Source organism: Acidihalobacter prosperus, assembly GCF_000754095.2.
Taxonomy (GTDB): Bacteria; Pseudomonadota; Gammaproteobacteria; order DSM-5130; family Acidihalobacteraceae; genus Acidihalobacter; species Acidihalobacter prosperus.
Genome location: NZ_JQSG02000001.1, coordinates 169,708 through 183,820 on the forward strand (window position 1 = coordinate 169,708; position 14,113 = coordinate 183,820).

The following is a 14,113-nucleotide window of genomic DNA, read 5'->3' on the forward strand; positions in this document are numbered from 1 at the left end:
CCATTATTACGGAAATCGAAGCATGTCAGAGATCGTTGTCGTCGGCGCGCGGCGCACGCCTATCGGCCTTTTCGGCGGCGCACTGGCCGATGTGCCGGCACCGGCGCTCGGCGCCGTCGCCATTCGGGCCGCATTGGCAGATGCCGGGCTTATGCCCGATGCGGTTTCCGAGGCGATCATGGGCTGCGTGTTGAGCGCGAATCTGGGGCAGGCGCCCGCGCGCCAGGCGGCGCTGGGCGCCGGTCTGGCGGAATCGGTCGGCTGCACCACGGTCAACAAGGTCTGCGGCTCCGGCATGAAGGCGATCATGCTGGGGCACGATATGATCCTCGCCGGTTCCGCCGAGGTGGTGGTGGCCGGAGGCATGGAATCGATGAGTCAGGCGCCGCATCTGCTGCCAGGGGCGCGCAGGGGGCACCGCTTCGGCACATTCGAGGCGCTCGATCACATGGTGAGGGATGGGCTGACCGATGCCTACGATGGCCGGGCGATGGGGCTGTTCGGCGAGGCCACGGCCGAACGGTACGGTTTTACGCGCGCGGCGCAGGATGCCTTTGCCGTCGCTTCGGTCGAGCGCGCGCGCGCGGCGCAGGCGGCGGCCGCGTTCGATGCCGAACGCGTGGCGGTCGACGTCGGGGAGGTTCAGCCGGTGATGGCCGACGAAGGGCCGATGCGCTCCGATCCGGCGCGTATCGCCACGCTGCGTCCGGTGTTCCGTCCAGACGGCGGCACGATCACGGCCGCCACGGCCTCCGGCATCGCCGACGGCGCGGCGGCCCTGGTACTGATGCCGGCGACGGCGGCAGCTGCGCGTGGATTGGAGCCGCTGGCGCGCATTGTCGGCCACGCCGGCCACTCGCAGGAACCGGCGTGGTTCACCACGGCGCCGGTCGGCGCCATCGAGCGCCTGCTGCGGCACATCGGCTGGCGGGTCGACGACGTCGATCTGTTCGAGGTCAACGAGGCCTTCGCGGTGGTCGCCATGGCGGCGATGCGGGAGCTCGGCATCGACCATGCGCGCATGAACGTCGACGGCGGCGCCTGCGCGCTCGGCCACCCGATCGGCGCCAGCGGCGCGCGCATCGTGGTCACCCTGCTGCATGCCTTGCGTAGGCGTGGTCTGCGTCGCGGGGTGGCGGCTCTGTGTATCGGCGGCGGCGAGGCCACCGCGATCGCCGTGGAGCGCGTCTAAGCAGGCGCCCGGTTCACTGCATGTGCCAGCCGTGGCTGACGGTCACGGACTGCCCAGTGAGCGCGGCGGAGGGAAACGCGCTCAGGAACAGCGCGGTTTCGGCGACATCCTCCACGGTGGTGAACACGCCGTCCACGGTATTGCCGAGCATGATGCGGCGGACGACTTCTTCCTCGCTGATGCCGAGTTCGCGTGCCTGCTGCGGTATCTGCCGGTCTACCAGCGCTGTGCGTACGAAGCCCGGGCAGATGACATGCGTGCGGACGTTGTGCGCGGCGCCTTCCTTGGCGAGCACGCGCGCGAGTCCCAGCAGGCCGTGCTTGGCGGTGACATAGGCGGATTTCAGCGGCGAGGCTTCGTGCGAATGTACGGAGCCCATGTAGATCACGGTGCCGCCCCGGTCGTCGCGATACATATGCCGCAGCGCCGCGCGGGTGGTGAGAAAGGCGCCGTCGAGATGCACCGCCAGCATGCGTCGCCAGTCCTCGAAGGCGTAGTCGACAAGCGGGTTGATGATCTGCACGCCTGCGTTGGAGATCAGGATGTCGAGGCCGCCGAGGGCCTCGACGACGGCCTGTGTGCCGCCATGGACGTCGTCCTCTCGGGTGACGTCCATGGCGATGCCGATGGCCTTCCCGCCGGCGGCGTTGATTGCGGCCGCCGCGGCATCTGCGCCAGCCTGGTCGATGTCGGCGACGGCCACTGCGGCGCCTGCCTGCGCGAAGCGTTCGGCGATGCCGCGGCCGATGCCGCTGGCGGCGCCGGTAATCAGGGCGATCTTGCCGGAAAGTTTCATGCTGTTTTTGCCTTATGCTCGTCTTTTGGCGTCCGCGCGCGGTCGACTCAGCCCATGGCGGTGAAATCGTAATCCATGCGCTCGGATGGCACCTGGAGGAAATTGCCCTGGATGTAGTTGATGCCGATGCCCCATAGCGTGGGCAGCACCTGTGGATCTTCGACGCGCTGGGCGATGACCATGCGGTTTTCGGTGTGGGCCTGGCTGGTCAGCAGTTTGAGGGTTTCCTGGTTTTCTGGGCTGTTGGGCAGATCGTCCATGAAACTGCCGTCGAATTTGAGGTAGTCCGCCGGCACCTGCTTGAGCAACTGGAACGGGTTGGCGCCGATGCCGAAATCGTCGAGCGCAAGGCGGCAGTGTATCTGCCTCAGACCCTTCTGGAATTCGCGCGCTTGCCGCAGATAGTTGACCGCGATTCCGGTCTTGATCTCGAATACCAGCAGTTCGCCGCTGATGCGGTTTTCCTTGAGCTGTTCGGCCAGCCAGGGGAGCATTTCGGGGTCCTGAAGCGAGCCGGCGGTCAATTTGATGAACAGCGCTGTACGCCGATCCTCGCGCAGACGTGCCGCGAGCTGCTTGAGGGCATGATGCAGCACCCAGCGATCGAGCATCTTGGCGGCGCCGGTACGCTCGGCGCTGGGCATGAATTCCCGCGCGGCGACCGGCTGGCCCTTGTCGTCGAGCATGCGCATGTACACGTTGTAGTGCTCGCCATGCTCGCCGTTGAGGCTGACCACCGGTTGGAACAGCAGTCGCATGCGATTTTCCTTGATGGCCTCGCGCAGGCGTTTGCTCCACAGGTCGTCGAGCTGTTTCTGGCTCATCTCGCCTTCGCGGGGGCGGTAGAGCACGCCCTGGCCGCCGCCGGCGCCGCTGGCCTGTTTGAAGGCGCGTTCCGCGCGTGCCAGCACTTCGTTGGCGTCGGGTGCGTTCTCGTCGATGACGCTGGCGCCGAGGCTGGCCGGGCTGGCGATCGAGCGGCCGTCGAGTTCGCAGATGTGATTGGCGACGGCGGTGACGAGACGGTCCATGTAGGCCTGCAGCGCGTCCGCCTGCCAGGTGTGCGTGAGCACGATGAATCGGTTGCCGTCGAAGCGGCAGGCGATGTCCTGCTCGTTGATTTCCTTCTCGATCAGCTTGGCGAAATCCACCAGCACCATGTCGCTGCCGGAAATCCCGAAGGTTTCCTTGAGGGCCTCGAAGCGGTCCAGTGCGAGCAGGATCACGGCTCGGTTGCCCAGGCCGCGCGTTGCGTCGGCCACCGTTTCCTTGAGCAGATCCATGAAATGCTGGCGGTTGAACAGGCCGGTCATCAGATCGCGCTGGCTGAGGAAGTGGATCTGTTTTTCCAGTTCCTTGGCGTTGCCGTCCTGGCGATGGATCACGATCTGGGTGCAGTCCTCGCCGTCGATGCTGGCCGGGCTGAAGGCGAGTTCGGCCTCGAATTCGTCGCCGCTGACGGTCAGCAGGTGCGTCGACAGGGTTTGTTCGGGTTCGCCGCCGCGGGCGTACTGACGCAGGAATTCCTTAACGTTGCCGCGCTCGCCTCGGGTGACCAGATCCATCAGCGGCACGCCTTCGATTTCGTCCATGTCGCCGAAACCGAAGAGGTCGAGATACGAACGGTTGGCGTAGATGTGCATGCCTTCGTGGGCATAGCCGACCGCGTCCTTGGAACTTTCCAGCAGGAGCTGGCAACGTTTTTCGCTTTCCCGCACCTGGGCCTGCGCGTGCTTGAGCGCGCGCCAGTTGATTTGCGCCTGTGCGGTGCGCACGACCACGTGTTCGAGATGGGCATGATTCGAGGCCAGCACCACGTCGTCCGCACCGGCCTCGATATAGGGTACGGGGTCGGCAACCGGCTGATGCGTAAGCGCAATCACGGGGAGGTGTTTGCCGGCGTCGCTGATGAGTGTTTTCAGTGCGTCGAGCGTCAGCTCGGATTTGTCGGTGTCGAATATCAGCAGGTCGGCCGGGGTGGCCTGCAACTGCTCGCGGAGCGCGTCATCCGTGGAGACGACCGCGGGGCGGATCGCAAAACCGCTGTTCCTGATCGCGCTGATCAGCTCCTCGGCTTCGTTGAGGTCGGTGGTGACGATGATCGGCGCCAGCCGCTTGGTGTCCATGAGGCGAGACTCTCGATCCCAGGGTGGATTGCAGCGCGTGTCCTAGTGGACGCGCGCGATGGGAGAACCCCGTTCTATCATAATTTCGACCAAAGCGCGTCGAATCCGCTTTCCTGTCCGGCGGGGGTTTCGGTATCGATGGTGCCGATCATGAATTGCGCGAAGCTGGTGGCCTGCTGCAGGCATTCCTGCAGGCGCACGCGGCTTTCATTGGCGCCTTCCGTAATCACGACGTCATCGCCCGGCTGGAAATGCCCGGCCGGCAGGATCAGCGAACCGGGCTGTCGCAGCGCCTTGACCTCGGGCAGGAGCAGGGCGTCCATCGCGCCGGCGGTGGCATGGCGGCGGGTATGCGCGGCATGGACCGTGATCTGATAACTGCGGGCCGCCAGCAGCTGAATGCCGATGATCAGGCCTTCTTCGGGTACGTTGCGCATCCAGCGGATCAGCCCGATACGCCATAAGACGTTACGTCCTTCGCGATCGCGCAAGCCGATCAGCTCGCCGACCTGTGCGCGGGCCGGGCCGGCTTGCTCCCAGCTGATGCAGTAACCGCCCGGGCTGGCGTTGATCAGTCGCCATTGCGCCCATTCCTGCGGCGGATTCTGCTCGATGCTGGCGGCCGCGTCGGCGGCGTCCATATCCATCGCTGGCGACGTTGGTGCGGCGCGGTCCCAGAGCGCGTCGTTGACGACGAGGCGCCAGATGTCGTCGCTGGTGGCGTTAGGGTCGTAGTAATTGGTCGGATCGGCGTTGTGGCTGCGGTGCTGCTCGGGGATGGTTTGCAGACGCAGGTCACGCGCCCGGTCGGGCAGGCCAGCTGCGCGCAGCGATTCGCCGTGTGCCATGGTCCTTGCCGGATCGGCCTGGACCGCACGATGTATCGAGTCGAGTCCGATGGCGACGTAGATGCGCTCGTCGCGGTCGGCGCGGGCAAAGTCGCGTTTGGCATGCTGGGTCAGCGTCAGCAGCAATCGGCGGGCCAGATCGGCGGGCAGCGTCCCCGCCGCCTGCATGCCGCCCTGACCCACGGCGGTGCCCTGAAGCTGCGCTCGCAGGTGGGTCAGCAGCTTGTCCGGCGTGATGCCACGCAGGCTCGCAAGAGCGGGTGTCTCGGGCATCGAGGTATACGCGGGCGGGCGGTCGAGTTCGAGGTTGATCAGGTAGACGCCGCTGCCGGCGTCGGCGAGCGGGCGGCCGTCGATGCCGACCAGGCCGGCCGTCTTCTCGAAGAAGCCGGCCAGTCGCTCGGCTTCGCCCTGGCGCAGTGTCGTGGGCAGGCTCAGGGCGAGCAGGGCGGTCTGCAGGTAGGCCTCGGCGATGCTCGATTGGCGGATGTGACGATAGCTGGCGTCCTTGACCACGCTGGCGGTGAGCTGGTGTTCCTCGGCAAAGGCGTAGAGCAGGTGGATGTCGTGCCACATGCCGGCCGGCTCGGTTTCATACATCTGCGCCGCCTGCAGGTGAATCAGGCTCATGTGGCGCAGCGCGCGGTGGGTGGCGAGCGCAAGCAGCTTGTTGCTCAGGTTGTCCCCGCGGGCGGCGTCGCGCAGTGCCAGCTTGTAGCCCGTGGACAGCTCCTTGTGCAGACGCAGCAGCAGACGCAGGATTTTGCGACCGCGCGGCGGCAGCGGGAGCGAGCGGGCGATGAAGTGGCGCGAGAGATGTTGCAGCACGTCCTGGGCGCTCTCGCGCACCAGTTCCATGTTCTGTATGCGTTGTCCTGCGGGCAGTTGCGCCTGGTTGAGCGTCAGCAGGCCGTTGTAGACCAGCCGGGTCGTTTCGCCCATGTCGACCAGCGGCAGGGCCTTGAGCCAACGACGCAAGGGTCTTGGCGACAAGGGGATGCCTTCATCGAGAGAAGGCCGGTGCTTGAGCGAGGGCCACAGCATGGGCGTCGGTGTCCGGCTTTGTGTGATTTTTATGAAAATACGTCGTTATGGCTCCATGTTAGCGCTATCGCGAGCCATGTTGAAGCCTTATCTGATCATGTGCGAGATCAGGCGCGCAGGGGGATCTCGGTCTTGGCGTCATGGCCGGCCTCCTCGCGGACAAGCCGCGGGACGAGATAGCCCGGCAGGCGTGCGCGCAGGGCGCGTACGATGGCGGTGGCGCGTGCTTCGGGCGTGTCGAAATGGGCCGCGCCCGCCACCGCATCGAGCAGGTGGAGGTAATAGGGCAGGACACCGCATTCGAACAGGCGTCGGCTCAACGCTTCCAGCGCGTCGGCATCGTCGTTGACGCCACGCAGCAGCACGCTTTGGTTGAGTAGCGTCACGCCGACTCCGCGCAGGCGATCGAGGGCGGTCGCCACGCTGTCGTCCAGTTCGTTGGCGTGATTGGCGTGTATCACGCAGACGATGCGTAAACGGCTGCGGCGTAGCCATGTCAGCAGGCCCGCATCCACCCGCTCGGGCAACACTACCGGCAGGCGGGTATGCAGTCGCAGACGGCGAAGCTGCGGCAACGATTCCAGCGCGGCGACCAGCGCGGCGAGTTTTTCGTCGTCGAGCATCAGCGGATCTCCGCCGCTGAGGATGATTTCGTCGATCTCAGGCTGCGCGCGAAGCGTTTCCAGCACGGTGTTCCAGTGTCCGCGCGAGGCGCTCGCCTCGGCATAGGGATAATGCCTGCGAAAACAGTAGCGGCAATGAACCGCACAGGCACCGGTGGTAATCAGCAAGGCCCGGCCATGATACTTGTGCAGCAGGCCGGGGCCGGCGAGCGCTGGTCCGTCGCCGACAGGATCGGTGACGAAGCCCGGCACGCTGGCCGCTTCTTTTGCCAGTGGCAGTACCTGGCGCAGCAGAGGGTCGCTGGCGTCCGCACGGCGCATTCGGGCGGCGTATCCCCGCGGCACCAGCAACGGGAAGGCGCGCAGCGGCGCCTCTGCGCCGGCAATCAGTTCGTGGGGCAGGTCGAGTAGGTCGAGCAGTTCGCGCGGATCGCGAATCGCGGATCGCATCGCGGCCCGCCAGGCCGGGTCGTCGTCGCGGGAGTTCTGTATTGCCTGTGGCGTAAGCGGTATCATATGCGGCTTTATCTTACTTCAATTGCCTCGGCGCGCGGCGCGTATACCGAGAGGGGACTATGGCGACATACAGCACAAATGAGTTTCGTGGCGGCTTGAAGATCATGCTGGACAACGATCCCTATGCGATCGTTGAAAACGAGTTCGTCAAGCCCGGCAAGGGACAGGCCTTCAATCGGGTGCGCATCCGCAATCTCAAGACGGGACGCGTGATCGACAAGACCTTCAAGTCCGGCGAAACGGTGGAAGCCGCCGACGTGGTCGACGTCAGCATGCAGTATCTCTACTCGGACGGCGAGTTCTGGCACTTCATGGTGCCCGACACCTTCGAGCAGTATGCCGCTGGCGAGGCGGCCGTGGTCGATGCCAAGAATTGGCTCAAGGACCAGGACGTCTGCGTGGTGACGCTGTGGAACAACCAGCCGCTGAGCGTGACGCCGCCGAATTTCGTCGAGTTGACCATCGTGGAAACCGACCCCGGCGTGCGCGGCGATACCGCCACCGGCGGCACCAAGCCCGCCAAGCTGGAGACAGGGGCCGTGGTCAAGGTGCCGCTGTTCATCGAGCAGGGCGAGGTGCTGCGCATCGACACGCGCACCGGCGAGTACGTCTCGCGCGTCAGCAAGTAATCCGGCGTTGAGCGACTGGGAGCCTTCCGCGGAACGGGAGGCGCTGGTTCAGCGGGCCCGTCTGCTGGCCGCCGTGCGTGCGTATTTTGCCGCCCACGGCGCGCTGGAGGTGGAAACGCCGGTCCTGTCGGCGGCGGCGACCACCGACCCGATGATCGAAAGCTTCGCGGTGTCGGACGGCGGCGCGGCGCGCTATCTGCAGACATCCCCCGAATTTCCCATGAAGCGGTTGCTGGCGGCCGGCAGCGGCGATATCTACCAGATCTGCCGGGTTTTCCGTGCCGGCGAGCAGGGGCGTTACCACAATCCCGAGTTCACCCTGCTGGAGTGGTACCGGCTGGGCTGGGACGATACGCGGCTCGCCGACGAGGTGGCGGCGCTGATCGGCGTCGTGGCCGATGCCTTGGGTGTGGCAAGCTCATTCGAGGTGGCGCGTCTGACGTACGCACAAGCCTTCGATGCCTGCCTCGGACTCGATCCGCACCGGGCGTCGACCGCCGATCTGGCCGCGACGGCCGCCGCGGCCGGCGTGCGACCCGACGTACCGCTGCCGCGTGACGCTTGGCTCGATCTGTTGGTGGGGGCCGTGGTCGCACCGGCCTTTCCAGAGACGCGGCTGACGGTGCTGACCGACTACCCGGCCAGCCAGGCCGCCCTGGCACGCGTGCACGCGGGCGATCCGCCGGTGGCGGCGCGCTTCGAGGTTTTTGCCGGCGCTCTCGAGCTGGCCAACGGCTTCCACGAACTCACGGATGCCGCCGAGCAGGCGCGGCGTTTCGATGCGGATGTGCAGGCGCGTGCTGGCGCCGGCGCCCCGGTGCGCCCGCCGGACCGGCGGCTGATCGCCGCGTTGGCCGCCGGCCTGCCGGATTGCGCAGGTGTCGCGCTCGGCCTGGATCGTCTGTTGATGTGGCTGAGCGGGCGCGAACGCCTGGCCGATGTGATCGCCTTCGACTGGTCGCGGGCCTGAGCGCGGATTTACGTGCGCCGCGCGATCATGCGTCCCATGCGCACGGTCTGACCACTGGCAAGATTGTCCGACCACGCCACGCCATCGGCGCCGAAAAGCAGAATCACCGTGGAACCCATGTTGAAACGCCCGAGTTCCTCCCCTCGGCGCAGGCGCACGGCCGTCTCGCCCTCGACCGGATAGCTCAGCTCGCAGACATGGCGTCCTGCCGGTGGCGTGACCAGTCCTGCCCACACGGTTTCGATTGCGGCGACGTTAATGGCGCCGACCATGACCACGGCCATCGGGCCGGCCGGGGTGTCGAAATGCGCGACCACGCGTTCGTTGCGCGCGAATAGCCTTGGAATGGTGGCCACGGTGTGCGGCGCCACGCTGAAAAGACGTCCGGGGATGTAGGTCATGTGACGCAGGGTGCCGTCGATCGGCATGTGAATCCGGTGGTAGTCGCGCGGGGAAAGATAGAGCGTGGCGAAACGGCCGCCGCGGTAGTCATCCGCATGCGCTTCGCCGGCGAGCAGTTCGACCAGGCTGTAATCCCTGCCCTTGGCCTGGAAGATGCGTTCCGCGTCGATCGCGCCTGCCGCGCTGACGGTGCCGTCAACCGGCGAGACCACGGCTTCCGGTGCCGTATCGATGGGGCGCGCATCCGCCCGTAGGGCGCGCGTAAAAAAGGCGTTGAAACTCGGATATTCGCGCGGGCGGGGGTACTCGGCTTCAGCGAGATCCACGCTGTAAGCGCGTACGAACCAGCGGATGACCGGCGCCGCGAGCGGCGAGCGAATGCGGGTCAGCGCGTAGATCACGCGAGACAGGGCGTGGTGGGGCAGCAGGTAGAGCGGCCAGGATTTGAGGTAATTGATCAGCATCTCGTCGGGTATCCAGCCAGGCAGCGCGGCGTTGGTCTGCGTACGTCCCTGTTGCCGGTGCCCATGGATGGGCATGCCCGGCGAGGGCGCGTATTATCGCTGATTTTTGCCGCCAAGGGCGCGGCGGGAGGCATCGGTGAAAATATCGGAGGCGGACATGCGCGACTTGCGGACGCTGCGCGACCTGATGCGCTGGTCGGCGAGCCGTTTTGCCGAGGCGGGCATCAGCTGCGGACACGGGATGTCGAACGAGCTGGACGAGGCCGTGTATCTAGTGCTGCATGCGCTGCATTTGCCACCGGACCTGGATGCCGCCTGGTTCGACGCGCGACTGACCGACGACGAACGCCGCGCTGCACTCGAACTGCTGGCGCGACGTGTCGATGAGCGTCGGCCCGCGGCCTATCTGACGCACGAGGCTTGGTTCTGCGGCCTGTCGTTCTATGTGGACGAGCGCGTGCTGATTCCGCGCTCGCCGATCGCCGAGCTGATCGAGTCGGGCTTCGATCCGTGGATCGGCGGGGAGCGGGTGCATCGGGTGCTGGACGTCGGCACCGGCAGCGGCTGCATCGGCATCGCCTGCGCCTATGCCTTCCCGGACGCGGAGATCGATCTGGTGGACGTCTCGTCCGCCGCGCTTGAGGTCGCTGCGATCAATATCGACCGTCACGATCTGCATGGGCGCGTGCACACGGTGCTGTCGGACGGGCTGTCCGAGCTCGGGGATTCGCGATACGACATCATCGTGAGCAATCCGCCCTACGTCGACGCCGAGGATATGGCGGCCTTGACGCCCGAGTTCCGCCACGAGCCGGTGCTCGGCCTGGCGGCGGGCGAAGACGGGCTCGACGTGGTCATGCCGATGTTGTCCGCCGCGGCTGCACATCTCAATCCGGGCGGCATTCTGGTGGTCGAGGTGGGCAACAGCGCGGCGGCCCTGGCCCGTCGCCTGCCGGGCTGGCCGTTGACCTGGCTTGAGTTCGAACGCGGCGGCGGCGGCGTGTTCCTGCTGACCCGCGAGCAGATCGAAGCGTCCGCTGGCCCGGCGGCCTGAGCGGCCGGGCCAGCGGACGCCTGTTCTCAGGAGGTCGGGGTTTCGCCCTTGGTTTCCTTGATCGCCGGCGGGTTCAGCGGAGGCAGCTTGGGGATGCCCGTGGCCGCAGCCGGAATCTGGTCCGCGTGGGTGGCGATCTTGGCCTTCGCGCGCAGGTCGGTGACGTATTTCTGAATCGCCTGCTGGGTCAGCAGGGCCTCGATCCTGGGCTTGACGCTTTCGAACGAAGGCGGATTGAGCTTGCGCGTATCCTGCAGCAGGATGACGTGCCAGCCGAAGCGCGTATGCACCGGCGTCTTGGTGTACTCGCCCTTCTTGAGCTTTTCCACGGCGGCGGTGAAGGGCGGCACCATGGTATCCGCGGTGAACCAGCCGAGTTCGCCGCCCTGCGGCGCCGAGGGGGCGATGGAATCCTTCTTGGCGAGTGCCGCGAAGTTGGCCCCCTTGTTCAGCTGCTCGATGATTTTCTCCGCCTCGGCCTTGGTCTTGACCAGGATGTGGCTGGCCTTGTATTCGGTGCCGCCGGATTTGGCGACGACCTGGTCGTAGGTCTTCTTGAGTTCGGCATCGCTGTAATTCGGATGGCCGAATTTCTTGCGCAGCAGGGCCTGGATCAGGATGTTGGCGGTACTCTCGTTGATCTTGGCCTCAATCTTGGGGTCCTTGCCGACGCCTTCCTTGACCGCAGCCTGTTTGAGCAGCTGCATGTCGACCAGCTCTTCGAGCAGTGCCTTGCGGCTGAGCTTGACGTTGGGCATCTGCTGGGCGCGACCGTCCTTGTAGTTCTCGTATTCGACCAGCGTGATCGGCTTGCCGTTGACCGTGGCGACAATATTCGCCTGTGGCGTCGATGTCTGCTGTGAGGTCGAGCTGCTGTCGGTGGTGGATTTGGATTGGCAGCCGGACAGCAGGGCTGCGGTAATGGCGAGGCTGGCGCCGAGCCAGGCAAATCTGGAGGTCATGGCGATTTTCCGGATCGTGGGGTGGATGAAGGCAGTGTGCGACGTGCCGCGACGACGGGAGGAGGGCGCTTGCCGGCCCGGTCGCGGTCAGGGAAATGTCTGGCGGAAGGGGCGGACGTCGACGCCCGCATAGACGCCGGCGGCCACATAAGGGTCCGCATCCGCCCAGGCCCGCGCGTCGTTCAGCGTGTCGAATTCGGCAATGATCGCGCTGCCGCTGAAGCCGGCCGGGCCGGGATCCTCGTTGTCGACGGCAGGCATGGGGCCGGCCAGCACCAGACGTCCGTCGTCCAGCAGGGCCTGCAGCCTGGCTACGTGCGCCGGGCGGGCGCTGAGCCGTTTCTGCAAGCTGTCCGGGTGGTCCTGCGCGATGATGATGTAGAGCATTCAGATTTCCTCGTCTGCCGGGGTGTCCTGCATAAAGCGGGCGAGATAAAACGCCTGGGCGATGATGAACAGGATGCTCAGCCCGAGCATGCCGAACATCTTGAAGTCGACCCAGGTCTCCTGGCTGAAGCGGTAGGCCACCCAGATGTTGAGGGCGCCGGAGATCAGGAAGAACACGATCCAGCCCAGGTTGAGGCGGCGCCAGATGGCGGCGGGCACGGTGATCGCGTGGGACATCATGCGTTCGACCAGGGTGCGCCGACCGATCAGGTGACTGGCCAGGAACGCGGCGGCGAACAGCCAGTTGAGGATGGTCGGCTTCCACTTGATGAACAGAGGGTCGTGAAAGGCCAGCGTGGCGCCTCCGAACACGGTGATCAGCGCCAGCGAGACGAGATGCATGGTCTCGAACCGGCGGTGGCGCAGCCAGTACAGCCCGACCTGCAGGAACGAGGCGGCGATGGCCACCGCCGTGGCCAGGAAGATGGCGTCGGCATGGTCGCCCGCCTTGAGCGTCAGCGGCAGCAGCGGGTTCAGCGCATGGATGATCTCCGGCGGGATCGACCCATAGAATTTGTAGACCAGGAAAAACAGAAGAACCGGGAAAAAATCGAAAAGCAGCTTCATGTTAGGGCCCGGTGTTGGCTCATCCGGCGATGATAGCAGATCGCTTGCGGCGGGTGCGCGGCGCCGCCTTCGGCGCTACCATGGTCACTTCCGTCAGTCGAAGTCCATCATGAGCCAGTATTTCGAGATACACCCGGACAACCCGCAGCCGCGTCTGCTACGTCAGGCGGTCGATATCCTCTCGGGCGGCGGCGTGATCGTCTATCCAACCGATTCGTGCTATGCATTGGGCTGCGTGATCGGCGACAAGTCGGCTCAGGAGCGTATCCGCCGTATCCGTCGCCTCGACGACAGCCATCACTTCACCCTGGTCTGCCGGGATCTGTCGGAAATTTCCACCTACGCCAAGGTGGACGACCGCGCGTATCGGCTGATGAAGGCGTTGACGCCGGGCGCCTACACCTTTCTCCTGCCCGCGACGCGTGAGGTGCCGCGGCGGTTGCAGAACCCCAAACGCAAGGCCATCGGCCTGCGCGTGCCAGACAATACGGTGACTCAGGCATTGCTGGACGCGCTGGGTGGTCCATTGATGAGTACGACCCTGTGGCTGCCCGGCGACACGCTCCCTCACACGGTGGGCTACGAGATACGCGAACGCCTCGAGCACGAGGTCGATCTCGTGATCGATAGCGGCACCTGCGGCGTGGAGCCGACCACGGTGATCGACCTGTACGAAAATCCTCCTCGGGTGCTGCGCGAGGGCAAGGGCGAGATCGGGCATCTGCTCGAAGACTGATATCGGCGCCTCATGCGGGGCAAGTTTTCCCCGTAAGCGCGGGGGGATCGCGTATAATTCGGCGCTTATGACTCTCGATCAGATCATACAAACCATCAGCATCTGGATTTTGCCTGTACTGTTCGCGGTCACGCTGCACGAGGCGGCGCATGGCTACGCGGCCAAGCGCCTGGGCGACACCACGGCGCAGATGCTAGGGCGCCTGAGCCTCAACCCGTTGCGTCACGTCGACCCGATCGGCACGGTCGTCGTGCCTCTGGCGTTGCTGGTGCTGGGCGGTTTCATCTTCGGCTGGGCCAAGCCGGTGCCGGTGAATTTCAACAACCTCAAGCATCCCAGGCGCGACATGGCCCTTGTCGCCGCTGCAGGGCCGATGGCGAATCTGGCCATGGCGCTGTTCTGGGCGCTGGTGATGAAGCTGGGTCTTGATTTCGCGAGCAGCGGCAACGATTTCTTTGCGGTGCCGCTGACGTTGATGGGGCAGGCGGGCATATCCATCAATCTGATCCTGATGATCCTGAACCTGTTGCCGCTGCCGCCACTCGACGGCGGGCGCGTGCTTTCCGGCCTGCTGCCACCGGCCTGGTCGGACCGCCTGGATCGCATCGAGCCCTATGGGCTGATCATCCTGGTGATCCTGCTGATGACGCACGTGCTGTCCATGATCATCGGTCCGATCTACGCCGTGATCGGCGGCGGTATATACAACCTTTTTGGCTTGCCGCACCTTTAGGAGA

The 14,113-nt window shown here is 65.5% G+C and carries 14 protein-coding genes; 6 read left to right on the forward strand and 8 right to left on the reverse strand.

Features of this window, described 5'->3' with window-relative positions; genetic code table 11:
- The first annotated feature begins 22 nt into the window (after positions 1 to 22).
- On the forward strand, positions 23 to 1,192 hold the full coding sequence (locus tag THPRO_RS00840; protein ID WP_065089075.1) for a thiolase family protein: 1,170 nt from the start codon (positions 23 to 25) through the stop codon (positions 1,190 to 1,192).
- 13 nt (positions 1,193 to 1,205) lie between these two features.
- Here the strand turns inward: THPRO_RS00840 and THPRO_RS00845 are convergent, their stop codons facing one another.
- The 4 genes from THPRO_RS00845 to epmB form a co-directional block, all read right to left on the reverse strand.
- The gene (locus tag THPRO_RS00845) at positions 1,206 to 1,988 is read right to left on the reverse strand and encodes a 3-hydroxybutyrate dehydrogenase (RefSeq protein WP_038087283.1); all 783 of its coding nucleotides are present in this window, start codon (positions 1,986 to 1,988) and stop codon (positions 1,206 to 1,208) included.
- A gap of 47 nt (positions 1,989 to 2,035) precedes the next feature.
- Positions 2,036 to 4,114, reverse strand: coding sequence for an EAL domain-containing response regulator (locus THPRO_RS00850; RefSeq protein ID WP_038087280.1), 2,079 nt, complete (start codon positions 4,112 to 4,114; stop codon positions 2,036 to 2,038).
- 77 nt (positions 4,115 to 4,191) lie between these two features.
- Positions 4,192 to 6,006, reverse strand: a complete 1,815-nt coding sequence (locus THPRO_RS00855; RefSeq protein WP_145930649.1) for a hypothetical protein — start codon at positions 6,004 to 6,006, stop codon at positions 4,192 to 4,194.
- Positions 6,007 to 6,113: 107 nt separating this feature from the next.
- Positions 6,114 to 7,145, reverse strand: a complete 1,032-nt coding sequence (gene epmB / locus THPRO_RS00860) for an EF-P beta-lysylation protein EpmB (protein WP_038087275.1) — start codon at positions 7,143 to 7,145, stop codon at positions 6,114 to 6,116.
- A gap of 59 nt (positions 7,146 to 7,204) precedes the next feature.
- Here epmB and efp point away from each other — a divergent pair, with 59 nt between their 5' ends.
- Together efp and epmA are read left to right on the forward strand one after the other, a co-directional pair.
- The gene (efp, locus tag THPRO_RS00865; protein ID WP_038087271.1) at positions 7,205 to 7,774 is read left to right on the forward strand and encodes an elongation factor P; all 570 of its coding nucleotides are present in this window, start codon (positions 7,205 to 7,207) and stop codon (positions 7,772 to 7,774) included.
- A gap of 7 nt (positions 7,775 to 7,781) precedes the next feature.
- Positions 7,782 to 8,744 (forward strand): EF-P lysine aminoacylase EpmA, encoded by a 963-nt coding sequence (gene epmA / locus THPRO_RS00870; RefSeq protein WP_038087268.1) that lies wholly within the window; start codon positions 7,782 to 7,784, stop codon positions 8,742 to 8,744.
- 8 nt (positions 8,745 to 8,752) lie between these two features.
- Here epmA and asd read toward each other — a convergent pair whose 3' ends face one another.
- Positions 8,753 to 9,610 (reverse strand): archaetidylserine decarboxylase, encoded by an 858-nt coding sequence (gene asd / locus THPRO_RS00875; RefSeq protein WP_038087619.1) that lies wholly within the window; start codon positions 9,608 to 9,610, stop codon positions 8,753 to 8,755.
- 157 nt (positions 9,611 to 9,767) lie between these two features.
- On the opposite strand from asd, the gene prmB reads away from it, so the two are divergent.
- Entirely contained in the window at positions 9,768 to 10,664 is an 897-nt protein-coding gene (prmB, locus tag THPRO_RS00880) for a 50S ribosomal protein L3 N(5)-glutamine methyltransferase (protein ID WP_038087266.1), read from the forward strand.
- Between the two features lie 26 nt (positions 10,665 to 10,690).
- On the opposite strand, the gene THPRO_RS00885 is transcribed toward prmB, so the two are convergent.
- The 3 genes from THPRO_RS00885 to THPRO_RS00895 form a co-directional block, all read right to left on the reverse strand.
- The gene (locus tag THPRO_RS00885; protein ID WP_052064070.1) at positions 10,691 to 11,626 is read right to left on the reverse strand and encodes a peptidylprolyl isomerase; all 936 of its coding nucleotides are present in this window, start codon (positions 11,624 to 11,626) and stop codon (positions 10,691 to 10,693) included.
- Positions 11,627 to 11,713: 87 nt separating this feature from the next.
- Positions 11,714 to 12,013, reverse strand: a complete 300-nt coding sequence (locus THPRO_RS00890) for a YciI family protein (RefSeq protein WP_038087263.1) — start codon at positions 12,011 to 12,013, stop codon at positions 11,714 to 11,716.
- The gene (locus THPRO_RS00895) at positions 12,014 to 12,640 is read right to left on the reverse strand and encodes a septation protein A (RefSeq protein ID WP_038087259.1); all 627 of its coding nucleotides are present in this window, start codon (positions 12,638 to 12,640) and stop codon (positions 12,014 to 12,016) included.
- A 109-nt stretch (positions 12,641 to 12,749) separates the two neighbouring features.
- Here THPRO_RS00895 and THPRO_RS00900 point away from each other — a divergent pair, with 109 nt between their 5' ends.
- Both THPRO_RS00900 and THPRO_RS00905 read left to right on the forward strand, forming a co-directional pair.
- Positions 12,750 to 13,376 carry an L-threonylcarbamoyladenylate synthase gene (locus THPRO_RS00900; RefSeq protein ID WP_038087256.1) on the forward strand — a complete coding sequence of 209 codons (627 nt, stop codon included), beginning with the start codon at positions 12,750 to 12,752 and terminating at the stop codon, positions 13,374 to 13,376.
- Between the two features lie 67 nt (positions 13,377 to 13,443).
- Positions 13,444 to 14,109: a site-2 protease family protein gene (locus THPRO_RS00905; protein ID WP_065089076.1), complete on the forward strand. Its 666-nt coding sequence runs from the start codon at positions 13,444 to 13,446 to the stop codon at positions 14,107 to 14,109.
- Positions 14,110 to 14,113 lie beyond the last annotated feature (4 nt).

Coding starts and splice junctions, on each gene's coding strand:
- THPRO_RS00840 (WP_065089075.1), top strand. CDS start 23: ATGTCAGAGATCGTTGTCGTCGGCGCGCGGCGCACGCCTATCGGCCTT.
- THPRO_RS00845 (WP_038087283.1), bottom strand. CDS start 1,988: ATGAAACTTTCCGGCAAGATCGCCCTGATTACCGGCGCCGCCAGCGGC.
- THPRO_RS00850 (WP_038087280.1), bottom strand. CDS start 4,114: ATGGACACCAAGCGGCTGGCGCCGATCATCGTCACCACCGACCTCAAC.
- THPRO_RS00855 (WP_145930649.1), bottom strand. CDS start 6,006: ATGCTGTGGCCCTCGCTCAAGCACCGGCCTTCTCTCGATGAAGGCATC.
- epmB (WP_038087275.1), bottom strand. CDS start 7,145: ATGATACCGCTTACGCCACAGGCAATACAGAACTCCCGCGACGACGAC.
- efp (WP_038087271.1), top strand. CDS start 7,205: ATGGCGACATACAGCACAAATGAGTTTCGTGGCGGCTTGAAGATCATG.
- asd (WP_038087619.1), bottom strand. CDS start 9,610: ATGCTGATCAATTACCTCAAATCCTGGCCGCTCTACCTGCTGCCCCAC.
- prmB (WP_038087266.1), top strand. CDS start 9,768: ATGCGCGACTTGCGGACGCTGCGCGACCTGATGCGCTGGTCGGCGAGC.
- THPRO_RS00885 (WP_052064070.1), bottom strand. CDS start 11,626: ATGACCTCCAGATTTGCCTGGCTCGGCGCCAGCCTCGCCATTACCGCA.
- THPRO_RS00890 (WP_038087263.1), bottom strand. CDS start 12,013: ATGCTCTACATCATCATCGCGCAGGACCACCCGGACAGCTTGCAGAAA.
- THPRO_RS00895 (WP_038087259.1), bottom strand. CDS start 12,640: ATGAAGCTGCTTTTCGATTTTTTCCCGGTTCTTCTGTTTTTCCTGGTC.
- THPRO_RS00900 (WP_038087256.1), top strand. CDS start 12,750: ATGAGCCAGTATTTCGAGATACACCCGGACAACCCGCAGCCGCGTCTG.
- THPRO_RS00905 (WP_065089076.1), top strand. CDS start 13,444: ATGACTCTCGATCAGATCATACAAACCATCAGCATCTGGATTTTGCCT.